This is a genomic window from Pseudomonas sp. COW5, assembly GCF_026240005.1.
Lineage (GTDB): Bacteria > Pseudomonadota > Gammaproteobacteria > Pseudomonadales > Pseudomonadaceae > Aquipseudomonas > Aquipseudomonas kribbensis.
Window position 1 is genome coordinate 3,880,167 of sequence record NZ_JAPHVP010000001.1, and the last position, 20,048, is coordinate 3,900,214.

Here is a 20,048-nt window from a genome sequence, read left to right on the forward strand (position 1 = left end):
CGGGAGCCCGCTTTTCGGGCTCCTTTCTTCTCTGCAAAAAATAATCTGCAAGATTTCCCGCTGGTGTTGCACAGAACGATCAGACCTTCGTTCCGAGCCACGCCATGCCCCACTATTTCGACGATGCCCATCGCCAACAGATCGAAACCCTACGCCAACGCTTCACCGCCCGTACCGACTGGCCGACCTGGCTGCTGCTGATTGGCGTGTACGGCGGTTGGTTCGCGATTGTTCTGGGCAGCGAACGGCTCGGCCTCTGGTGGAGCACGTTGCTGCTGATTCCGTTGCTGGTGCTGTGGCTGTCAGTGCAGCACGAATTGCTCCATGGCCATCCGACGCGCTGGACCTGGGTGAACAAAGTCCTCGGCTACGCGCCGTTCGCCGTGTGGTATCCGTACACGCTCTATCGCGACAGTCATCTGCAGCACCATCGCGATGAAGACCTGACGATCCCCGGCGTCGACCCCGAAAGCCGCTACCTGAGCGCCAAGCGCTGGCAGGGCAGTTCGCTGTTCGAACGCGGCCTGCATTGGCTGAACAAGACCATGCTCGGCCGATTCATCCTCGGCGCACCGCTGGCCTTGCTGGCGCTGGCCGATGAAGAACTGCGACGCCTGAAAAGCGGCGAGCGCCAGGCCTGGCTGATGTGGCTGACCCACGGTGCCCTGACTGTGCTGATGCTGGTGTTCATCGCCCGCTACAGCGTATTGCCGGTCTGGCATTACCTGCTGCTGATCAGCATCCCCGCGCTGTCGATCGCGATGGTCCGCTCTTACTATGAACACCGGCCGCACACACAACCGGAGCAACGCACCGTGCTCAACGAGGCCGGATGGCCGTGGCGCTGGCTGTTCCTGAACCTGAATTTCCATCTGGTGCACCACGATTTGCCGAAGCTGGCGTGGTATGACTTGCCCAATGCCTACCGCATGCGGCGGGAGCAATGGATCGAACGCAGCGGAGGATTTCTGGTGCAGGGTTATGGGCAATTGTGGCGCCGGCACGGCCTCAAGCCAATCGACAGTCCGCAGCACCCATTCATTTGAGGTCACCATGTCGTCAGGTTACGCAGAGCTGTTGATGTACATCGCCCCTGAGCCGATCCGCGCGGCGAACGAACAGTGGCTGGCGAGGATTCTCGATCACCTGGGCCATTCGCGGCTCAGTGCCGAAGGCTTGTCGTTGCCCGAACTCTGGCTGTCGCCGCAATTGCTGCTGACCCAGACCTGCGGCTATCCGCTGATGACCGCGTTGCGCGGGCAGGTCAGGCTTGTCGGCCGTCCGCGCTACGAATTACCGGACGCCACGACCGGCAATCATTGCAGCCTGATCCTTGCCCGCGCCGATGATCCGCGCCGCAGTCTGGCGGAGTTCTTCGACAGTCGCGGGGTGATCAACAGCGAGGACTCCAACAGCGGCATGAACCTGTTGCGCCAGCGCTTGGCGCCATTGCAGCGGGACGGGCGGTTTTTCGCTTCGGTCGGCCTCAGTGGCGGTCACCGCGAGAGCCTGCGCTGGTTGCGCGAAGACCTTGCCGATCTGGCGGCCATCGACAGCGTGACCTTTGCCTACCTGGCGCAACACGTCGCTGAAGAGGTCAGTGGGTTGCGGGTGGTGGCGCGCAGTGCGTTCAGCCCGACCTTGCCCTTCATCACCGCTGCCAGCACGACGGACCGGCAGATCGAGCAACTGCGCCGGGCCATGAACCGCAGCCTGCAAGACTTGCCGGATGTGGCCCGCACCCTTGGCCTGGCCGAAGTCCTGCCGGCCAGCGAAAGCGATTACCAAGTCCTGCTGGAGTACCAGCGCGAGGCCGAAGAACTGGGTTATGGCCGCTTGCGCTAGCGGTCGCGATTAATTCATTAATGGAATATAAAAATTCTTTTTAAGTATTTTTAACGCATAAGGCACCTTGCTAGGATCGCGCCACCGGACGACCGGACATTCAGCGACCCTTGACCAAGGAGCCCCCATGTCCGGCGCCGACGCATCCCATCGCAATCATGTGAACACGTTGTTTCGCGACCATTACCAGTGGTTGTGCACACGCCTGCGTCGGCAATCGAACGATGCAGCCAGTGCCGAAGACATCGCCGCCGAAACCTTCGCGCAACTGCTCGAAGCACCAGGCCTGACCGCCATCCGCGAACCCCGCGCCTTGCTTACCACCATCGCCCAGCGCCTGCTTTACGAGCGCTGGCGGCGGGGCGATCTGGAGCGTCGGCATCTGCATCAACTGCAACAGAGTGACCTCGATCACGCGCCGTCTCCCGAAGATCTGGCCGATCTGTCGCAAAGCCTCAAACATCTGGACCGGACGCTCCAGCGCCTGCCGGGCAAGGTGCGCTCGACCTTTCTGCTGGCGCGCATCGATGGCCTGACCTACCCGCAAATCGCCGTCGAGCTGGGTATCTCCCAGCGTTCGGTGAGCATGTACATGACCCGTTCCCAAGCCCTGTGCAACCGCCACAGCGCCAACCAAACCCTGATTTCCTCCCAGAACAAGAGGTCCGCATGAGATCGATCAAAACCCTGCTCGGCAGTTCGCTGCTGGCCCTGACCCTGACGGCAGGCCATGTTGTCGCTGCGGAAACGAAAGCGCCAATTCACTTCGGTGACATCACCTGGGAAAGCGGCAGTTTCATCACCGAAGTGCTGCGCCTGATCGTCGAAAAAGGCTACGGCTACCCGACCGACACGCTCCCGGGCAGCACCGTCAGCCTCGAAGCGGCGCTGGCGAAAAACGACATTCAAGTGATCGGCGAAGAATGGGCCGGGCGCAGCCCTGCGTGGGTCAAGGCTGCGGCCGAAGGCAAGGTGTTCGGCCTCGGCGACATGGTGAAGGGCGCCACTGAAGGCTGGTGGGTGCCGGAATTCGTGATCAAGGGCGACGCCGAGCGCGGGATCAAACCGCTGGCACCGGAGCTGAAATCCGTGGCCGACCTGCCGCGCTACAAGGATGTATTCAAAGATCCAGAAGACCCGAGTCGCGGGCGTTTCCTCAATAGCCCGACCGGCTGGACCTCGGAGATCGTCAACAGTCAGAAGCTCAAGGCCTATGCGCTGAACGACAGCTTCGTCAATTTCCGCACCGGCTCCGGTGCGGCGCTGGATGCCGAGGTGGCGTCGTCGATCAAGCGCGGCAAGCCGGTGCTGTTCTACTACTGGTCGCCGACGCCGTTGCTCGGTCGCTTCAAACTGGTGAAGCTGGAGGAGCCGCCGTTCGACGCCGAAGCCTGGAAAACCCTGGCCGACGCCAACAACCCCAACCCGAAAGGCACCCGCTCGATGCCGGCGAGCCTGGCGATTGGCGTCTCGGCGCCGTTCAAGGCGCAGTACCCGGAACTGGTGACGTTCTTTGAGAAAGTCGATTTGCCGATCGATCTGCTGAACCAGACCCTGGCCGGGATGAGCGAGAAGCGCCAGCAGCCACGTCAGGTGGCCGAAGCATTTCTGCGCGATCAACCACAAGTCTGGAAACCATGGGTACCGGGTGAAGTGGCGAATAAAGTCAGCGGAAGTCTGTAGTTCTTTTCCGATTATTGTGTCGTTTCAAAAGTTGCCATTGCGAGTCGGTCGCAATGGCAACAAACATCCCGCCCGCTGAACCGATTCTTGTCCGTTTTTTGTCCTTAATCCCCGTGGTACTGGCCGACTAGTGGCCTTGCGCAAGGCTTTGCGCTGTCTATGCTCACCTGTAACTAACTATGTCGACCGCCATCCAAAGCGCCTCGACGGCAATCGGTTAGCCGAGAACAAAGCTGCCAGAGTGCGCAATCCAAGGCACCGACACTTAACCGGCAAGGAGCATGTTTTTTAAATGGAAGTTCTTCTACACGTTAGGAATGGCCCGTTCGCGGGCTATCAAGAGAAGGATGTCTTGATTAGAGCGTCGCTGCATGGACTCTTTGATTAATCATCGTTTATCACCTGACAACTTCCTCCCGTGGAGGAATGCGTGTGCCTGTTCTGTGGAACGTAGTGGTGGATTCTGAAAGACCTGAACTTTCATCAAATCAAAAGACCGCGCTCAAGGTGATAGAGACATGTTCAACCTACATCACAAGGCTGACCTGCAGGAAATCGAACGCTTCAGCTGTGCCCTGACCGAAGCCAATGCCAAGCTGGAGGCGATCAGCCGCTCGATGGCAATGATCGAATTCACCCCCGACGGCATCGTGCTGGATGCCAATGACAACTTCTGCAAGACCATGGGCTACAGCGCCGAGGAAGTACGGGGCAAACATCACCGGATCTTCTGTGAGGAAGAGTTCTATCGCAGCGAGGAATACGCCAAGTTGTGGCGTGACCTGGCCCGAGGCGAACCGCTCAGCGGGACCTTCCTGCGCCTGAACAAGCGTGGCCAGGAGATCTGGCTGGAAGCGAGTTACATGCCGGTGTACGGCCCGGACAAACAGGTTCGAAGTGTGATCAAAGTGGCGTCGGACATTACCGCGCGAGTGAACAAGGAAAAAGAAGAGGAAAGCATGCTCGCCGCCATCAGCCGTTCGATGGCGGTGATCGAGTTCACCCCGGAAGGCAATGTGATCTCGGCCAACGACAACTTCCTCAAGACCATGCAGTACTCGCTCAACGAAATCGTCGGTCATCACCACAGTCTGTTCTGTCACCGTGCCGAAGCCGAGTCGGCGCAGTACAAGGCGTTCTGGGCTTCGCTCAATCGCGGCGAATATCACTCGCACCGCTTCGAACGCAAGAACAAGTCCGGACAAACCGTTTACCTCGAAGCCTCGTACAACCCGTTGTTCGACGCCAAGGGCCGCTTGTACAAAGTGGTGAAGTTCGCCAGCGACATCACCCACCAGATGACGACCTTGCAGACCGCTGCGGAATCGGCCCACAGCACCTCGGTACAAAACGACGCCTGCGCGCAAAAAGGCTCACAGGTCGTGCAGCAAACGGTGCAGATCATTCAGGACATTTCCCGCGACCTCAACGAAGCGGCGCTGAGCATCGATGCGGTGAGCAAGCAGTCGGACATCATCGGCACCATCGTCCAGACCATTCGCGGAATTGCCGACCAGACCAACCTGCTGGCACTCAACGCGGCCATCGAAGCGGCGCGGGCCGGCGAGCACGGACGTGGTTTTGCGGTGGTGGCGGATGAGGTGCGCAGCCTCGCGGCGCGGACCAGTCAGGCGACCCTTGAGATTGTCGATGTGGTGCGCAAGAACCACGAGTTGTCACTGAGTGCGGTGTCGAGCATGCAGTCGAGCCTGAGCCGCACCGGGCTTGGAGTGGAACTGGCGAACGAGGCGGGGGACGCGATCCGCGAGATCCAGCAGGGCTCGCGGCATGTGGTGGATGCGATCAGCCAGTTCAACGAGACGTTGCAGTTGAACTGACGGTTTCACGGCTGAAAAAAAAGGATCCCCGCAGGGATCCTTTTTTCATTGCGCCGTTCGTTAGAGCGAAGCGAGGAACTTGTCAGCCGACTGGTCGCTGAGCTTCACCGAATTGGCGTCCTGCTTGTTCTGCTTCTCGGCTTCGGCCAGTTTCATCTTGTCCTGCAGGCGATCGGCGATCTCTTTGCCGATGGCCAGTTGTTTCTCCGGCGGCATGGCTTTGATGTCGTCCTCGGTCAGACCCATCTCCTTCAGGATACTGTCGCGCAGGCGCTGTTCCGGCGACTTGCTCATGTAGTCCTTGAATTCGTCCGTGGCGGAGGTGCCGGCGGTTTTGGTCTGCGAAGCGTCAGAGGTCTGCAGGCCGACGCGGGTCTTGGCGAACGCCTCATCGACGTTGTCGCTGATGCGCGTGGCTTCGCTGACTTGCTGGGTGGCGAGTTGCGTGGCCGAGGTTTGCACCTGATTGGTGGCGTCGGTGGTTTGCGCCTGCGCCTGGTTTTGCAGGGTTTGCAGCATGGCGCCGTGGAGCCCGCCTTGCAGACCGGCCGCTGCCGTGGCGGTTGCATCGTCATTCAGCTGCTTGGGCAGGTGGATGATTTGCTGTTGTTTTGCACTGACCAACATGATGAAAGAACCTGTAGGTAATGACTGTCAGTCTTTGGCAGCAAATACCGTGCCTATCCAATAAATCCCTTTATTTCAATGAGTTGTGTTTCTCGTGGACAGGCTAAGCGGTCATCCCTTGCCGGAGGGTGGCAGAAGATGACCGTTGTCCGTCAGCGATGGGCGATGTTTTCCAGCGCCAGGTTGCGGGTGCGGGGGCCGAAATAACCGATGGTCAGTATCACGATCAGCATGCTGGCAACGATGAACGCCAATACGCCCGGTGTGCCGAAGTGATCGAGGAACAGACCGATCAACAGGCTGCTGAACACCGTCGACAAGCGACTGAACGAATAGCAGAACCCCACCGCCCGGGCGCGGATGTTGGTGGGGAACAGTTCGCTCTGATAGGAGTGATAACTGAAGCTCAGCCAGGCGTTGCAGAAGGTGATCATCACGCCGCAGAAGATCAGGCCGAAGGCGTTGGTCTGCAACGCAAACAAGGTGCCGAAGGTCATGGCGCCAAGGGCCGAGCCGACGATCTGCCATTTGTTCTCGAAGCGGTTGGCGAATTTCACGAACAGCAGCGGCCCGAGCGGGTAGGCGAGAGTGATGATGAACGCGTACATCAAGCTGTGAGTGACGCTGACGCCCTGACCGGAAAGCAACGCCGGCAGCCAGTTGCCGAAACCGAAGAAGCCGATGGCCTGGAAGATGTGGAAGACGATCAGCATCAGCGCGCGGCGGCGGTACGGCGGTTGCCAGATATCGGCAAAGCGACCCTTGCCTTCGATGTCCACTGCCACCGGTTCCGGCGCGTCCAGTGGTTTACGATGATCTTTCTCGCAGCGTGCCTCGATGCCATCGAGAATCCGGTTCGCTTCATCGAAACGGCCATGCTGGGCCAGCCAGCGCGGCGACTCCGGCAGGCGTTTGCGCAGCCACCAGATGAAAAGTGCAAACACCGCACTTGCCAACACCACCCAGCGCCAGCCGGACACCCCGAACGGTGCCTGCGGTACCAGCCACCAGGACATCAGCGCCACCGCCGGTACCGACAGAAACTGCACAAAAAACGCGAAGGCAAACGCCGAACTGCGCATGCGTTTTGGCACCAGTTCCGAGAGGTAGGCGTCGATGGTCACCAGCTCGATGCCGAGGCCGATGCCCACCAGAAAACGCATGCAGATGATTCCCAGCGCCGAACTCTGCACGCCCATCAGCACCGTGGCCACGGTGTACCAGACCAGCGCGAAGGTGAAGATCGCCCGTCGCCCGAAGCGATCCGCCAAAGGGCTGAGCAAGCTGGCACCGAGAAACAGGCCGAGAAACGTCGCCGAGGCGAACGCGGCCTGATCGGAGAAACCGAACACGCCCTGATTGCCGGTAGAGAAGATGCCGTCACGAATCAGGCCCGGGCTGATATAGGCGGTCTGGAACAGGTCGTAGAGTTCGAAGAAACCACCAATCGACAGCAGCGCCACCAGCCGCCAGATCGTGGCGACTGCCGGGAGGCGGTCGATGCGAGCGGAAATCTGTGCGGCGCGTATCGGGTCGATGCCGTCGCGTTGCGCGGCGGCGGGGGCGTGTGCAGTCATGGGCCGATCCATTTTTTTTATGATGGAAAAGCTTAGCCTGCTATCGGAAATCAAGGATTACTTATATCGGCGGCTTAGGCAGGAAAACCGCCGATTTCTTGCAATATCCGCTCACCAATAAGTGATTCATGCTGCGGGTGCCGGATCCGGCAGCGCCGAGGCCGGCAAACCGAACACCTTATCGAACAGCCAGTTGAAGGCGAAGGTGTAGCAGGGGATGAACACGATCAGCGCCAGATCCAGCAGAAAGGCCTGCACCAGACTGATATCCATCCACCAGGCGATCAGCGGAATCAGGAACACGATCAGTGTCAGTTGAAAGCCGACGGCGTGAGCGATGCGCCGTTTGACTGTGCGAGTGCGCGAGACCTGACGGCTTTCCCAGCGCTCGAACAGCGAGGTGTAGATGAAGTTCCAGGTTACGGCGATGGTGGTGATGATCACCGCCAGCGGGCCGGTGCTGCCGGGCGAAGTGCCGGACAACAGGGCCAGGCCGAGGGCCGAGAAGGTCATGCCGATCACTTCATAGAGCGACACGTAGACCAGTTTGCGTTTGACGCCTTGCATGGGGAATTGCCTCTTTCTTGCGACTTGTGGCCAACGGGGCTGGCGAAGGCGACGAAAGATAGCTTCAATAGCGATGATAGAAAAAGTCAGAAGATTTCAGTTTTATTGATAGGTAAAAGATGTGAATTTCAACAGCGAAAGCATCGAGCTGTTTCTCGCCGTGATCGAGCGCGGCTCGTTTTCCGCGGCTGCCAGGGCGTTGGGCAAAGTCCCGTCAGCGGTAAGCATGGCCATCGGCAATCTGGAGGCCGAACTCGGTTATTCGCTGTTCGACCGCAGTCACCGCGAACCGCAACCCACGGCCATGGCGCTTTCGCTGGTGCCCCATGCGCGACTGATCGCCGATCAGCTCAAGCAATTGCAGGTGCATGCGGTGCAGCTGTCGTTGGGGCTGGAGAGCAAGTTGTCGATCGGCGTGGCGACGGATATCGATCGCCGACGGTTACTGGCGGCCATCAAGGAAATCAGTGAGCGCCATCCGCTGCTCGACATCGAAGTACTCACCGCGCCGCAGGATGACGTGCTGGCGCTGCTTCACAGTGGCCGGGTCAGCGTGTGCCTGGCGTTCGCCGGGTTGAGCGTGAACGTGCTGGAGCGCTTTCAGTTTGTCGGCAGTGAACGGATGATCGCCACGCTGGCAGCGGACAGTCCGCTGTTGCAGGGGCAAGATCTGTTTCTCGAGGATCTGGTGCATGTGCGGCAGATCGTGGTCGGCAGCCGCGATTTGCCGATCAGCGAAACCCGGCCGCTGGTGGCCGAATCCCACTGGCGCACCGACAGCCTGGAGACGGCGCTGGAGATGGTCGAGGCGGGGTTGGGTTGGGGCAATTTTCCGTTGTCGGTGGTGCAGCCGTGGCTCGATAGCGGACGATTGAAACGGTTGAATTTCCGCAACATCGAAAACGGTCTGGTACTGCCGGTGCACGCGGTGTGGCTCAAGAGCCAGCCATTGCAGAAGGGCGCGCTGGCTCTTGTGGAGTTGCTGGGCGGTTGAGTCAGGTGCTTTCGCGGATCTTCAATTCGAAGCCCATGTCCTCCACCGGCCGCGCCACGCTGTTGCCGGCCATCAAGGTCAGCATCTGCTCCGCCGCACGCCGGCCGATGGCTTCGCGCGGGGTGTTGATGCTGCTCAGGCGCGGCACCATGTGTTCCGACATCGGCAGGTCATTGAAGCCGAGGATCGCCACTTGCTCGGGGATCCTGATGCCGTTGCGCAGCGCCTCGAGCAGGGCGCCCTGAGCCAGGTCGTCGTTGCCGAAGAAGATCGCATCGACGTCCGGATGCGCCGCCAGCAGTTGCAGGAACAACTCGCCGCCCAGACCCACGGAGGATGAACGCGGGGTCAGCACTTCCAGATCCGGGTCGTAGCGACCGGCCTTCTGCAGTGCTTTACGAAAGCCTTCACCGCGCAACAGGGTGCGCTGGTCGAGCTGCGCGCCGATGTACGCCAGACGCTTGCGGCCACGGGACAGCAAATGTTCGGCGGCGGTTTCCCCGGCGCTGAGCTGGGAGAAGCCGACGCAATTCACGCCAGCGGCGCTGTCCAGCTCCATCATGTACACGCAGGGAATGTTGCTGGCCTCGATCATCCGCCGCGAGGTTTCGGTGCGGTCGAAGCCGGTCAACAGAAGGCCGCGTGGCTGATAGGCCATGTAGTTGCGCAGCAGGTTTTCTTCTTCATCGCGGGAGTAGTGGAAGTTGCCGATCAGCACTTCGAAGCCCTTGGGCGTGAGCACCCGATGAATGGCTTCCAGGGTATCGATGAACAACAGGTTGGCCAGCGAAGGCACCAGCACCACCACCGAATGGCTCTGGGCCGAGGCCAGGGCGCGGGCGGCGGGGTTGACCACGTAGTTGAGTTCCAGCGCGGCTTTCTGGACTTTTTCCACCAGTTCGGTGGCGACGGTGCTGACCCCGCGCAGGGCGCGGGAGGCGGTAATCGGGCTGACGCCAGCCAACCGGGCAACTTCATTGAGGGTGGGACGGCCGGTGGTGCGGGTGTTTTTATCGTTTTTAGGGGTGGTCATCGGGCGGCTTGCCAAACAAAAATCAAGGCACTAAGGTAGCGCTGTCCTTATGCAGCTGCAAATGCGTGAGCGAGGTCCTGCCTGATCCTCGCTTTTTGGCGTTGGGACAAAACCTGCTGCAACCCAAAAAAACGACAAGAAGGCGTCGGCAACTTCTGCCTGTGCACTAGAGTCATAGCTAGCAAAGGTAGCGCTGTCTGCGCGCTGAGGTGTTACATGAATCATCCCATCACCGCCCTGGTCATCATGGGCGTTGCCGGTTGCGGCAAGACGTGCGTCAGCGAGGCCCTGTGCCAATTGAGCGGCGCCACTGCCATTGAAGGCGATACTTTCCATCCGGCCGCGAACATCGAAAAGATGAGCGCGGGGATCCCCCTGAACGACGAAGACCGTGCCGGCTGGCTCGACAGCCTGTGCGATGAGCTGCGTCGTGTTGACGCGCTGGGCGAACGCCCGGTGCTGACTTGCTCGGCCCTCAAACACATTTACCGCGAACGTCTGCGCAGCGCCTTGCCGGGCCTGGGCTTCGTGTTCCTCGAATTGACGCCGGAAGTCGCCGCCGACCGCGTGTCCCATCGCCCGGGCCACTTCATGCCGGCGACGCTGATCGAAAGCCAGTTCGCCACCCTCGAATCGCCGGTAGGCGAGCCGTTGACCCTGGCCCTGAACGCTTCGATCCACAGCGTTGAAGAACTCGCGTCGCAAGCCCACGTCTGGTGGCAGGCCCATGGCCTGAAACAGGCGGTATGAGTGTGATTGTGAAGACAGCGCTGTCCTTTCGACTTCTGATTAACCCGCTTTAATAACAACAACAAACCAGGAGAGACCCCCAATGTTTGGCATGTCCCATGACGCCTACCTGCTGCTTGATGCAGTAGTCACGGTGATCGGGCTTATCGTCCTGATCACCAAGTTCAAGATTCACCCCTTCATTGCCCTGACCATTGCCGCCGCGTTCCTCGGCCTGACGTCCGGCATGCCGATCGGCACCATCATCAAGGCGTTCCAGGACGGCTTCGGTGGCGTGCTCGGTTTCGTCGGCATCATCCTTGCGCTGGGCACCATGCTCGGCAAGATGATGGCCGAATCCGGCGGTGCCGATCAGATCGCCCAGACCCTGATCCGCGCGTTCGGCAAAGAGCGCGTGCAGTGGGCGATGATGTTCGCCGCGTTCCTGGTGGGCATTCCGCTGTTCTTCGAAATCGGCTTCGTGCTGCTGATTCCGCTGGTGTTCATCGTTGCTCGCCGCACCGGCGTGTCGATCATCAAGATCGGTATCCCGCTGCTCGCCGGCCTGTCCGCCGTGCACGGCCTGGTGCCACCGCACCCGGGCCCGCTGCTGGCCATCGGCGTGTTCGGTGCCGACATCGGCAAGACCATTCTCTACGGTCTGATCGTCGCGCTGCCGACCGCCATCATTGCCGGTCCGATCTTCGGTACGTTCATCGCCAAGCACATTCCGGGTACGCCGAATCAGGAACTGGTCGATCAACTGGCCCGTGAAACCGATTCGACCAAGCTGCCAAGCTTCGGCATCACCCTGGTCACCGTGCTGCTGCCGGTGTTCCTGATGCTGCTGAAAACCTTCGCCGACGTGGCGTTGCCGGACGGTCATTTCTTCCGCACCTGGATGGACATGATCGGTCACCCGATCTCGGCGCTGCTGCTGGCGTTGCTGCTGTCGCTGTACACCTTCGGCCATAAGCAGGGCATCGGTTCCCAACAGATGCTCAAGTGGCTGGATGCGAGCCTGGCGCCCACCGCCGCGATCATCCTGATCATCGGTGCCGGCGGCGGCTTCAAGCAGATGCTGGTGACCAGCGGCGTGGGCGACGTGATCGGCCACATGGCGGTCAGCGCGCAGATCTCGCCGATCCTGCTGGCGTGGCTGGTGGCGGCGGTGATCCGTATCGCGACCGGTTCGGCCACCGTGGCGACCATCACCGGTGCGGGCATCGTGGTGCCGGTGGTCGGGATGATTCCGGGCGTGAACCGTGAACTGCTGGTGCTGGCCACCGGTGCCGGTTCCCTGATCCTGTCCCACGTCAACGACGCCGGTTTCTGGCTGGTGAAGCAGTACTTCAACATGACCGTGGCCGAGACCTTCAAGACCTGGACCGCGATGGAAACCATCCTGTCGGTGGTTGGCCTGGGCTTCATTCTGTTGCTGTCGCTGTTCGTCTAACGGCGAATCGCAGGCACAAAAAAACCGCAGCGATGCGGTTTTTTTGTGGGCGACATTTGCGAGTTACCTGGTGCCCAGGCCATCCGCCCGGAACATCCCGCGAATCCCGCGTACCGCCTGACGAATCCGGTCCTGGTTCTCGATCAGTGCGAAGCGTACGTGATCGTCGCCGTATTCACCGAAACCGACACCCGGCGAGACGCAGACCTTGGCCTCGGCCAGCAGCTTCTTGGCGAACTCCAGCGAACCGAGGTGCGCGTAGGCTTCGGGAATCTTCGCCCAGACGTACATCGAAGCTTTCGGGTTCTCGACCATCCAGCCCAGCTCATGCAGGCCCTTGACCAGCACGTTGCGGCGCTGGCGATACTGCTCGGCGATGTCGCGCACGCATTGCTGATCGCCTTCCAGCGCAGCAATCGCGGCCACCTGCAGCGGGGTGAAGGTGCCGTAGTCGTGGTAACTCTTGATCCGCGCCAGGGCGCTGACCAGTTCCGGGTTGCCGACCATGAAACCGATGCGCCAGCCCGCCATGTTGTAGCTCTTGGACAGGGTGAAGAACTCCACCGCGATGTCCTTGGCGCCCGGCACCTGCATGATCGATGGGGCTTTCCAGCCGTCGTAGACGATGTCGGCGTAGGCCAGGTCGTGCACCACCAGCACGTCGTACTGTTTGGCGAGGGCGATCACCCGCTCGAAGAAATCCAGCTCCACGCACTGCGCGGTCGGGTTGGACGGGAAGCCGAGGATCATCATCTTAGGTTTCGGGATCGAGCCGCGAATCGCCCGTTCCAGCTCATCGAAGAAGTCCACGCCCGGCACCAGAGGCACCGACCGCACCTGGGCGCCGGCAATCACGGCACCGTAGATGTGAATCGGGTAGCTCGGGTTCGGCACCAGTACGGTGTCGCCCTGATCCAGGGTCGCCAGCATCAGGTGCGCCAGGCCTTCCTTGGAACCGATGGTGACGATGGCTTCGCTTTCCGGGTCGATGTCGACCTCGTAGCGGTCCTTGTACCAGTTGGAAATCGCCCGGCGCAGGCGCGGAATGCCTTTGGATGTGGAGTAACCGTGGGTGTCTTCACGTTGTGCAACCTGCACCAGTTTTTCAACGATGTGCGGCGGCGTGGCGCCGTCGGGGTTGCCCATGCTCAAGTCGATGATGTCTTCGCCACGACGTCGGGCAGCCATCTTCAGCTCGGCAGTGATGTTGAAAACGTAAGGGGGGAGTCGATCTATGCGCGCAAAGCGGCGCGGCGAACCTTGTTCAGCCATTGTTGCCTCGGATAACGTAAGCGCCCGGAACCGTCCGAGCGACGCTGGTCACTGCGGTGACCTGTGGCGGAAGATAAGGGCAGCGATGGCAGACTGTCCAGCGTGCACGACAACAATTTTTTTCCCAAGGAAAACGGTCAATGGAATTCACCAGCGGCTTCTTGCTGAGCCTTTCGCTGTGCCTGGACATCGGCGTGGCCAACATCGCGATGATCACCCTGGCCATGCAGCGCGGCTATTTTCAGGGTTTTGCCCTGGGCCTCGGCACCTGCGTCGGTGACCTGATCTATGCCGTTCTGGCCCTGGCCGGAATGACCGTTTTGCTGCAATACGAAACCGTGCGCTGGGTGCTGTGGATCGGTGGTTCGGCGCTGTTGATCTACTTCGCGGCGAAGATGATCTATTCGGCAATCCATCACGAGGCGCAACTGGCGGCCACGGCCGAAGTCGGGCAGAACTCCCATCGCAAGGAGTTCTTCCGCGGGATCTTTCTCGCCATGTCGTCGCCGAGCGCCATCCTCTGGTTCGCGGCCGTGGGCGGCACATTGATTGCCCGATCCGGTGGCGGCGGTCCTCTGAGCTCGGCGCTGTTCCTTGGCGGTTTTCTGTGTGCCGGGCTGCTGTGGTCGGCGGGCCTGTGCTTCGCCGCGAGCCATGGCGGCAAACTGCTGGGCGACAAGCTGCTGCGCTATTCCTATATGGCATCTGCAGCGATCTTCTGCTATTTCGCGGTCTACGTGATCGTATCCGGCTATAACGAATTCGTCGGCTCCGGCGCCGCCGATGCGCTGCATACGCTGTAAATGTGCGAATCGGGTTTGGCTTCTATACTCCCAGCCGAACCCACTTTTTTCGTTCCAAGGAGTCGAGTCATGGATGAGCAAAAACGCGTCGAAGTGGCTGAACCTCGCTTCGAACATGGACACTTCCTGCTGATTGCAGGTTTTCGCGATCGCTTCACCAAAGAGACCGTCCAGGACATCCCTGCGCTGTGGGAAAAACTGATCCCGCACATCGGAAATATTCCGGGGCAGAAGGGTGAAGTGACCTACGGCGTGTGCAGCAATTTCGACGGCAACGGCGGTTTCGATTACATGGCCGGGGTCGAAATCAGGAAGCTGGATGACTTCCCGCAGGAAAAGTATCCGTGGATCGAAATCCTCCCGCGCCAGTACGCGGTGTTCGAGCACAAGGGTTCGCTCGACCTGCTGCCGCAGACCCTTGAGTACATCTATAAGACCTGGCTGCCGGCCTCCGAATACAAGGGGCTGAATGCCCCGGAGCTGGAGCGCTACAGCGCCGATTTCAATCCGAAGCTCAAAACCGGCAAGCTGGAAATCTGCGTCCCGGTCGAAAAGAAAACCTGATGGGCAACCGGCAGCGCGAACCTGTTTCGCGCTGCCGTTCTAGCCCTATTTGCCCTTGATCCGTCGCGCCCGCAACAGGTCGATGCCCAGGGTGATGAAGCCGAAGAAGCTGATGCCCAACACCATCAACAAACCGATTTCCACGCTGCTCATAAGCTGTTTCCCCTTCGGGTGATCAGAGACAGTGCTCAGGAATAGACCGTCCCGATTGCGAAGAAAAGCGCTTATACGCAGGCTTTACGCCGCCCGTGCGGATCGATATGAACACCTTATTCCTTTATCCTTGGCGTCCTTGTTTTCACTGATTTCGAGCCGCCATGAACACCGTCATCCGCCACGTCACCGCCGCCGACCTGGACCGCTGCTACGCCATCGAAACCCTCGCCTATGAAGGCGACGAAGCCGCGACCCGCGAGAAGATCGCCACGCGCATCGCCACCTGGCCGGACGGTTTCATCGTCGCGGAAGTGGACGGGCAGGTAGCCGGGTTCATCAACTCCGGCGCGGCGTTCGAGGTGCAGATGTCCGACGAGGCGTTCAAGGAACTGATCGGCCACGATCCGGCGGGGCCGAACGTGGTGATCATGTCGGTGGTGGTGCACCCGGATTATCAGGGCCTGGGTCTGGCCAAGCGCCTGCTGGGCGAGTTCATCGAGCGCATGCGCGCCCAGGGCAAGGCGACGATTCACCTGATGTGCAAGGAACGGCACATCCCGCTGTACGCCGGATTCGGTTTTGCCTACATCAAACCGTCCGAGTCTGACCACGGCGGGATGGCGTGGCACGAGATGATTCTGACGCTGTAAAAACCTCAGTAGAGCGTTTCACGCACCCGCGCCGGGGCCTCGCGATCATAGGCCTCGGAATCGAATTGGCCGTCGTTCAGACGCTTGTGAAACGCGCCCGCCGTCGGCAGTGCCGAGCGCGGTAGATGAGTTTGCGGATTCCACGCATCCGAACGCACAAACGCTTTCGAGCAATGAAAGAACGCCGCGTCCACCGTCACCAGCAACACCGTGCGCGCCGGTTTGCCGTTGACCGCAAAGCTTTCCAGCAACTCCGGATCAGCGCTGATAATTGCGGTGCCGTTCACCCGCAACGTCTCGCCGATCCCCGGAATGATGAACAGCAGCGACACCCGTGGATCGTGCAGCACGTTGCGCAAGGTATCGATGCGGTTGTTGCCCGGACGGTCCGGCAAAGCCAGGGTGCGTTTGTCGATGATTCGCACAAACCCCGGCGCATCACCACGTGGTGAACCGTCGATGCCGTCGGCCCCCACCGAACTGACAATCACCAGCGGCGAAACCCGGACCATCGCCTGATAGTCCTCGTTGAGAAAGCCGATCTGCTTGCGCACTGCCCGCTCGTGGGGCAATCCGTAAATGGCTTCCAGCGCTTCGATTGAATCGATCATCGTTGCTCCCTCGACGATTAGAAGAACAGGCCCATGCGCCGCTCGTAACCGATGCGACCCTTGTACGCTTCGCCGCTGTCGACGAAGCCATATTTGGCGTACAGCGCAATCGCGGCGTCGTTGTCGGCGTCCACCGACAGTTCCAGCCCTTTGATTTCCGGCCAGGCCTGACGCGCCACGTCCGGCAACGCCAGCAGACAAGCCTTGCCATAACCCTTGCCCTGGGCGCGGTGATCGACCTGCAAGGCATGCAGGGTCGCGCTGTGCTCATCGGCCCATTCCGGCAACACCGGCGGGCGCTTGAGCAGCAAGAATGCCACCGGTACGTCTTCGGCCAGCAGCGCAAAACCTTTCACGCCGGGGCCGGGTTTCGACAGCAGCGTGTGCAGGGCGCCGTGGATGTCGCCGGAGAACTTGATCTGCTCGGCGTGGATTTCAATGGCCTCGACCTGTTGGCGTTGGGTGGCGTTCAGGCTTTCGTAAGGCACGAGTCGAGCCGACACGGGAATTTCCTTTTTCCTACAAAGATGAGTCCCGGATTCTAGCGATTTTGTCTTCTTCGGAATTTTTTTGTTTCAGCTGTCGATCCGCCCAGTCGCCGAACGACAAAGGGTGTCTTCACAACAAAAACCAGGGAGAAAACCCATGAATACGCAAGCGCAGATTCAAGCCATCATCGACACCTACCGTCAGGCCGTCATGACCAAGGACGTGGAAAAGGTCATGACCCTGTACGCCGACGACATCCTCTCGTTCGATGCGATCAAGGCCCTGCAATTCAAGGGCAAGGAGGCCTACCGTGCCCACTGGGTGGCCTGCATGGAAATGTGCCCCGGCCCGCACATTTTCGAATTCCACGAAATCGCCATCGAGACGGGCGACAACATCGCCTTCGCCCACTGGGTCGCCAACTGCGGCGGCACCAATGACAAGGGTGAAACCCAGAGTTGCTGGATGCGCGCCACTGCCTGCTATCGGCTGGTCGGCGGAGCGTGGAAAATTGCCCACGAACACTGGTCGGCGCCGTTCGATCCGATGACTGGCTCGACGCTGTTCGATGCGAAACCCTGATCTTCAGCCATAGTTGATCCGTCCGATTCAGGAGAACGCCATGAAGTATTTATGCCTGGTCTACAGTGATGAGCGCCTGCTGCATTCGTCGCCCGACAGCCCGGAAGACGCCGAGTGCTGGGCCTACGCCGAGTCGATCCAGGGCAGCGGCCGGATGGTCGCCGCCGAAGCGCTGGAGTCGGTGCAGACCGCCACCACGGTGCGCATGCGCAACGGCAAGTTGTCGATCACCGACGGCCCGTTCGCGGAGACCAAGGAGCAGTTGGCCGGTTTCTACCTGATCGACGCGCGGGACCTCAATGAAGCGATCCAGGTCGCCGGCAACATTCCGGCGGCCCGGGTCGGCAGCGTCGAAGTGCGTCCCGTGCGGCAGTTGAATGTCTGAGGTCGCGGCCAGGGTCGCGCAGGTCTATCGCGAAGACTCGCGGCGGATCCTTGCGACCCTGATCCGTCTGCTTGGCGATTTCGACCTCGCCGAAGAAGCCTTGCACGAGGCGTTCTTTGTCGCGGTCGAGCGCTGGCAGCAGGATGGTGTGCCCGACAACCCTCGGGCGTGGCTGGTGTCCACCGGGCGCTTCAAGGCCATTGACGTGTTGCGCCGCCGCGCGCGGTTCAAGGCCTCGCAGCCGTTGCTGCTGGCGCAACTGGAAGAGCTGGAACAGTCCGAGTGGGACGTTGAAGACGTGGAAGACGATCGCCTGCGCCTGATCTTCACCTGCTGCCACCCGGCGCTGGCGGCCGATGCGCAAGTGCCGCTGACCCTGCGCGAAGTCTGCGACCTCACCACTGAAGAAATCGCCCGGGCGTTCCTCTCGGCCCCGGCGGCGATTGCCCAACGCATCGTGCGGGCCAAGGCGAAGATCCGTGATGCAAAAATCCCTTATCAGGTCCCGAGCCTGAGCGAATTGCCTGAACGCCTCGACAGTGTGCTGCGGGTAATTTATCTGGTGTTCAACGAAGGCTATTCGGCGTCCGGCGGCGCCCAGGTGACCCGCGAGGATTTGACCCGTGAGGCGATTCGTCTCGGGCGTCTGCTGCTCGAGTTGTTGCCGGATCCGGAGGTCATGGGGTTGCTGGCGTTGATGTTGTTGCATGAATCGCGGCGCTCGGCGCGCTCTTCGCCGGATGGGGAGTTGATTCTGCTGGATGATCAGGATCGCGGATTGTGGAATGCCGAGCTGATTGCCGAAGGCTGTGAACTGGTGGAGCGGGCCCTGACCACGGGGCGTTTCGGGCCTTACTGCCTGCAAGCGGCGATTGCGGCAGTGCACGCCGAAGCATCGACGGCCGGGGAGACGGACTGGGAACAGATCGTCGGGCTGTATGACGTGTTACTGCGGGCGGTGCCGTCGCCGGTGATCGAGTTGAACCGGGCGGTAGCGGTGGCCAAGCGTGATGGGGCGCTGGCGGGGTTGACCTTGATCGAAGGGATTCTGGAGCGCGGGGAATTGCAGGATTACCACCTGGCGCATTCGGCGCGGGCGGAGTTTTGTCGGCAGTTGGGGCGGGTTGAGGAGGCGCGGGTGGCTTATTCGCGGGCGCTGGAGTTGACGCGGCAGGAGCCGGAGCGGCGGTTTATTGAAGGGCGGCTCATGGCTCTGGACCGTCGGCCCTCACCCTAGCCCTCTCCCAGAGGTAGAGGGGACCGATCCGGGGATATTGCAGAAATCCGCCGACCTGAGCGATTTGCTGTGAATCCATAATCGACTCGGTATTTCAGGTCGATGGATGACGCAAGACACTGCGGTCAGTCCCCTCTCCCTCCGGGAGAGGGTCAGGGTGAGGGGGCTTTTGATTTTGCCTTTCGCCATTAGGCCTGTTGCCGAGTAGCAGCCATCACCATCTCCCGAATACAAACCCCCTGCGGCTGCCCATACGCATAGGCAATCGCCGTCGCCACATCTTCGGCGTTCAACACCGTCCCACCCATGTCCTGCTTCCACGCCTGATACCCGGTCTTGATCGCCTCATCCGTGGTGTGGCTCAACAACTCGGTCTCGACCGCCCCCGGCGCAATAGTGGTTACCCGTACGTTATGCGGCGCCAGTTCTTCACGCAGGTTCTCCGACAACCCGTGCACCGCAAACTTGGTGCCGACATACGCCACATGGTTCGGGAAGGTCTTGCGCCCGGCCACCGAGCTGACGTTGATGATGGTGCCGTGCTTGCGCTCGATCATTCCGGCGACCACCGCGTGCACGCCGTTGAGCAGGCCTTTCACGTTGACGTCGAGCATCTGGTCCCACTGCGCCGGGTCCTGTTTGCTCATCTCGCCCAGCAGCATCACGCCAGCGTTGTTGATCAGCGCGTCGGCCGGGCCGAACTGTGTTTCAGCCTCGGCCACAGCGGCCAGCAGCGCGGCGCGGTCGGTGATGTCGACGCGGCGGCTGAGGGTGTTCGGCAGCGCCAGTGCTTCAAGGCGTTCGATGCGCCGGGCCAGCAAGAGCAGCGGATGGCCGGCAGCGCTCAAGCGGCGGGCGGTGGCTTCGCCGATGCCCGAACTGGCACCGGTGATGATGATCAGTGGCTTGCCCATGGTTGGACTCCTGAAATAAGAAAAACAAATAACCAG

The 20,048-nt window shown here is 60.7% G+C and carries 22 protein-coding genes; 14 read left to right on the top strand and 8 right to left on the bottom strand.

Annotation, left to right across the window (positions count from 1 at the left end):
- Positions 1-104: 104 nt before the first annotated feature.
- The 5 genes from OQ248_RS17675 to OQ248_RS17695 all read left to right on the top strand — a co-directional run bounded on the left by OQ248_RS17675 (position 105) and on the right by OQ248_RS17695 (position 5,366).
- Complete coding sequence (locus tag OQ248_RS17675) at positions 105-1,046, top strand: fatty acid desaturase (protein WP_265813455.1); 942 nt, start codon at positions 105-107, stop codon at positions 1,044-1,046.
- 7 nt (positions 1,047-1,053) lie between these two features.
- Entirely contained in the window at positions 1,054-1,845 is a 792-nt protein-coding gene (locus OQ248_RS17680; protein WP_265813456.1) for a PhnD/SsuA/transferrin family substrate-binding protein, read from the top strand.
- A gap of 127 nt (positions 1,846-1,972) precedes the next feature.
- Complete coding sequence (locus OQ248_RS17685; protein WP_265813457.1) at positions 1,973-2,518, top strand: sigma-70 family RNA polymerase sigma factor; 546 nt, start codon at positions 1,973-1,975, stop codon at positions 2,516-2,518.
- The gene (locus OQ248_RS17690; protein ID WP_265813458.1) at positions 2,515-3,528 is read left to right on the top strand and encodes an ABC transporter substrate-binding protein; all 1,014 of its coding nucleotides are present in this window, start codon (positions 2,515-2,517) and stop codon (positions 3,526-3,528) included. The genes OQ248_RS17685 and OQ248_RS17690 overlap by 4 nt, the downstream gene beginning before the upstream one ends.
- Before the next feature lie 518 nt (positions 3,529-4,046).
- Positions 4,047-5,366: a PAS domain-containing methyl-accepting chemotaxis protein gene (locus OQ248_RS17695; protein ID WP_085709673.1), complete on the top strand. Its 1,320-nt coding sequence runs from the start codon at positions 4,047-4,049 to the stop codon at positions 5,364-5,366.
- Between the two features lie 60 nt (positions 5,367-5,426).
- Here the strand turns inward: OQ248_RS17695 and OQ248_RS17700 are convergent, their stop codons facing one another.
- From OQ248_RS17700 to OQ248_RS17710, 3 genes are all read right to left on the bottom strand, one after another.
- The gene (locus tag OQ248_RS17700; RefSeq protein WP_265813459.1) at positions 5,427-5,993 is read right to left on the bottom strand and encodes a hypothetical protein; all 567 of its coding nucleotides are present in this window, start codon (positions 5,991-5,993) and stop codon (positions 5,427-5,429) included.
- Positions 5,994-6,145: 152 nt separating this feature from the next.
- The gene (locus OQ248_RS17705) at positions 6,146-7,570 is read right to left on the bottom strand and encodes an MFS transporter (protein ID WP_265813460.1); all 1,425 of its coding nucleotides are present in this window, start codon (positions 7,568-7,570) and stop codon (positions 6,146-6,148) included.
- Positions 7,571-7,696: 126 nt separating this feature from the next.
- Entirely contained in the window at positions 7,697-8,137 is a 441-nt protein-coding gene (locus OQ248_RS17710; RefSeq protein ID WP_265813461.1) for a PACE efflux transporter, read from the bottom strand.
- Between the two features lie 121 nt (positions 8,138-8,258).
- Here OQ248_RS17710 and OQ248_RS17715 point away from each other — a divergent pair, with 121 nt between their 5' ends.
- On the top strand, positions 8,259-9,131 hold the full coding sequence (locus tag OQ248_RS17715) for a LysR family transcriptional regulator (RefSeq protein ID WP_265813462.1): 873 nt from the start codon (positions 8,259-8,261) through the stop codon (positions 9,129-9,131).
- A gap of 1 nt (position 9,132) precedes the next feature.
- On the opposite strand, the gene OQ248_RS17720 is transcribed toward OQ248_RS17715, so the two are convergent.
- Positions 9,133-10,164: a LacI family DNA-binding transcriptional regulator gene (locus tag OQ248_RS17720; RefSeq protein WP_065259320.1), complete on the bottom strand. Its 1,032-nt coding sequence runs from the start codon at positions 10,162-10,164 to the stop codon at positions 9,133-9,135.
- Between the two features lie 216 nt (positions 10,165-10,380).
- Here OQ248_RS17720 and OQ248_RS17725 point away from each other — a divergent pair, with 216 nt between their 5' ends.
- Both OQ248_RS17725 and OQ248_RS17730 read left to right on the top strand, forming a co-directional pair.
- Positions 10,381-10,914 (top strand): gluconokinase, encoded by a 534-nt coding sequence (locus OQ248_RS17725; protein ID WP_085730316.1) that lies wholly within the window; start codon positions 10,381-10,383, stop codon positions 10,912-10,914.
- A gap of 82 nt (positions 10,915-10,996) precedes the next feature.
- Positions 10,997-12,349, top strand: coding sequence for a GntP family permease (locus OQ248_RS17730; protein ID WP_085709678.1), 1,353 nt, complete (start codon positions 10,997-10,999; stop codon positions 12,347-12,349).
- 63 nt (positions 12,350-12,412) lie between these two features.
- Here OQ248_RS17730 and alaC read toward each other — a convergent pair whose 3' ends face one another.
- A complete protein-coding gene (gene alaC, locus OQ248_RS17735; protein ID WP_265813464.1) occupies positions 12,413-13,621 on the bottom strand; it encodes an alanine transaminase in 1,209 nt (402 codons plus the stop codon).
- A gap of 140 nt (positions 13,622-13,761) precedes the next feature.
- On the opposite strand from alaC, the gene OQ248_RS17740 reads away from it, so the two are divergent.
- The 3 genes from OQ248_RS17740 (at position 13,762) to OQ248_RS17750 (ending at position 15,794) form a co-directional block, all read left to right on the top strand.
- The gene (locus tag OQ248_RS17740; protein WP_265813465.1) at positions 13,762-14,424 is read left to right on the top strand and encodes a LysE family transporter; all 663 of its coding nucleotides are present in this window, start codon (positions 13,762-13,764) and stop codon (positions 14,422-14,424) included.
- Positions 14,425-14,493: 69 nt separating this feature from the next.
- On the top strand, positions 14,494-14,988 hold the full coding sequence (locus tag OQ248_RS17745) for a GyrI-like domain-containing protein (protein WP_085709681.1): 495 nt from the start codon (positions 14,494-14,496) through the stop codon (positions 14,986-14,988).
- A 317-nt stretch (positions 14,989-15,305) separates the two neighbouring features.
- Positions 15,306-15,794: a GNAT family N-acetyltransferase gene (locus OQ248_RS17750; protein WP_085730321.1), complete on the top strand. Its 489-nt coding sequence runs from the start codon at positions 15,306-15,308 to the stop codon at positions 15,792-15,794.
- A gap of 5 nt (positions 15,795-15,799) precedes the next feature.
- Here OQ248_RS17750 and OQ248_RS17755 read toward each other — a convergent pair whose 3' ends face one another.
- A complete protein-coding gene (locus OQ248_RS17755) occupies positions 15,800-16,405 on the bottom strand; it encodes a pyridoxamine 5'-phosphate oxidase family protein (protein WP_265813466.1) in 606 nt (201 codons plus the stop codon).
- A 17-nt stretch (positions 16,406-16,422) separates the two neighbouring features.
- Positions 16,423-16,908 carry a GNAT family N-acetyltransferase gene (locus tag OQ248_RS17760; RefSeq protein WP_119427903.1) on the bottom strand — a complete coding sequence of 162 codons (486 nt, stop codon included), beginning with the start codon at positions 16,906-16,908 and terminating at the stop codon, positions 16,423-16,425.
- 142 nt (positions 16,909-17,050) lie between these two features.
- On the opposite strand from OQ248_RS17760, the gene OQ248_RS17765 reads away from it, so the two are divergent.
- The 3 genes from OQ248_RS17765 to OQ248_RS17775 are packed head-to-tail and all read left to right on the top strand — an operon-like array spanning position 17,051 to position 19,098.
- Positions 17,051-17,476: an SgcJ/EcaC family oxidoreductase gene (locus OQ248_RS17765; RefSeq protein WP_265813467.1), complete on the top strand. Its 426-nt coding sequence runs from the start codon at positions 17,051-17,053 to the stop codon at positions 17,474-17,476.
- 40 nt (positions 17,477-17,516) lie between these two features.
- A complete protein-coding gene (locus OQ248_RS17770; protein WP_007951101.1) occupies positions 17,517-17,861 on the top strand; it encodes a YciI family protein in 345 nt (114 codons plus the stop codon).
- Positions 17,854-19,098: an RNA polymerase sigma factor gene (locus OQ248_RS17775; protein WP_265813468.1), complete on the top strand. Its 1,245-nt coding sequence runs from the start codon at positions 17,854-17,856 to the stop codon at positions 19,096-19,098. The genes OQ248_RS17770 and OQ248_RS17775 overlap by 8 nt, the downstream gene beginning before the upstream one ends.
- Positions 19,099-19,286: 188 nt before the next feature.
- Here OQ248_RS17775 and OQ248_RS17780 read toward each other — a convergent pair whose 3' ends face one another.
- Positions 19,287-20,012, bottom strand: a complete 726-nt coding sequence (locus tag OQ248_RS17780; RefSeq protein WP_265813469.1) for an SDR family oxidoreductase — start codon at positions 20,010-20,012, stop codon at positions 19,287-19,289.
- Positions 20,013-20,048: the final 36 nt, after the last annotated feature.

What these genes read in the sequence shown, in the direction of transcription:
- OQ248_RS17675 (WP_265813455.1), top strand. Translation starts at nt 105, where the DNA reads ATGCCCCACTATTTCGACGATGCCCATCGCCAACAGATCGAAACCCTA.
- OQ248_RS17680 (WP_265813456.1), top strand. Translation starts at nt 1,054, where the DNA reads ATGTCGTCAGGTTACGCAGAGCTGTTGATGTACATCGCCCCTGAGCCG.
- OQ248_RS17685 (WP_265813457.1), top strand. Translation starts at nt 1,973, where the DNA reads ATGTCCGGCGCCGACGCATCCCATCGCAATCATGTGAACACGTTGTTT.
- OQ248_RS17690 (WP_265813458.1), top strand. Translation starts at nt 2,515, where the DNA reads ATGAGATCGATCAAAACCCTGCTCGGCAGTTCGCTGCTGGCCCTGACC.
- OQ248_RS17695 (WP_085709673.1), top strand. Translation starts at nt 4,047, where the DNA reads ATGTTCAACCTACATCACAAGGCTGACCTGCAGGAAATCGAACGCTTC.
- OQ248_RS17700 (WP_265813459.1), bottom strand. Translation starts at nt 5,993, where the DNA reads ATGTTGGTCAGTGCAAAACAACAGCAAATCATCCACCTGCCCAAGCAG.
- OQ248_RS17705 (WP_265813460.1), bottom strand. Translation starts at nt 7,570, where the DNA reads ATGACTGCACACGCCCCCGCCGCCGCGCAACGCGACGGCATCGACCCG.
- OQ248_RS17710 (WP_265813461.1), bottom strand. Translation starts at nt 8,137, where the DNA reads ATGCAAGGCGTCAAACGCAAACTGGTCTACGTGTCGCTCTATGAAGTG.
- OQ248_RS17720 (WP_065259320.1), bottom strand. Translation starts at nt 10,164, where the DNA reads ATGACCACCCCTAAAAACGATAAAAACACCCGCACCACCGGCCGTCCC.
- OQ248_RS17725 (WP_085730316.1), top strand. Translation starts at nt 10,381, where the DNA reads ATGAATCATCCCATCACCGCCCTGGTCATCATGGGCGTTGCCGGTTGC.
- OQ248_RS17730 (WP_085709678.1), top strand. Translation starts at nt 10,997, where the DNA reads ATGTTTGGCATGTCCCATGACGCCTACCTGCTGCTTGATGCAGTAGTC.
- alaC (WP_265813464.1), bottom strand. Translation starts at nt 13,621, where the DNA reads ATGGCTGAACAAGGTTCGCCGCGCCGCTTTGCGCGCATAGATCGACTC.
- OQ248_RS17740 (WP_265813465.1), top strand. Translation starts at nt 13,762, where the DNA reads ATGGAATTCACCAGCGGCTTCTTGCTGAGCCTTTCGCTGTGCCTGGAC.
- OQ248_RS17745 (WP_085709681.1), top strand. Translation starts at nt 14,494, where the DNA reads ATGGATGAGCAAAAACGCGTCGAAGTGGCTGAACCTCGCTTCGAACAT.
- OQ248_RS17750 (WP_085730321.1), top strand. Translation starts at nt 15,306, where the DNA reads ATGAACACCGTCATCCGCCACGTCACCGCCGCCGACCTGGACCGCTGC.
- OQ248_RS17755 (WP_265813466.1), bottom strand. Translation starts at nt 16,405, where the DNA reads ATGATCGATTCAATCGAAGCGCTGGAAGCCATTTACGGATTGCCCCAC.
- OQ248_RS17765 (WP_265813467.1), top strand. Translation starts at nt 17,051, where the DNA reads ATGAATACGCAAGCGCAGATTCAAGCCATCATCGACACCTACCGTCAG.
- OQ248_RS17770 (WP_007951101.1), top strand. Translation starts at nt 17,517, where the DNA reads ATGAAGTATTTATGCCTGGTCTACAGTGATGAGCGCCTGCTGCATTCG.
- OQ248_RS17775 (WP_265813468.1), top strand. Translation starts at nt 17,854, where the DNA reads ATGTCTGAGGTCGCGGCCAGGGTCGCGCAGGTCTATCGCGAAGACTCG.
- OQ248_RS17780 (WP_265813469.1), bottom strand. Translation starts at nt 20,012, where the DNA reads ATGGGCAAGCCACTGATCATCATCACCGGTGCCAGTTCGGGCATCGGC.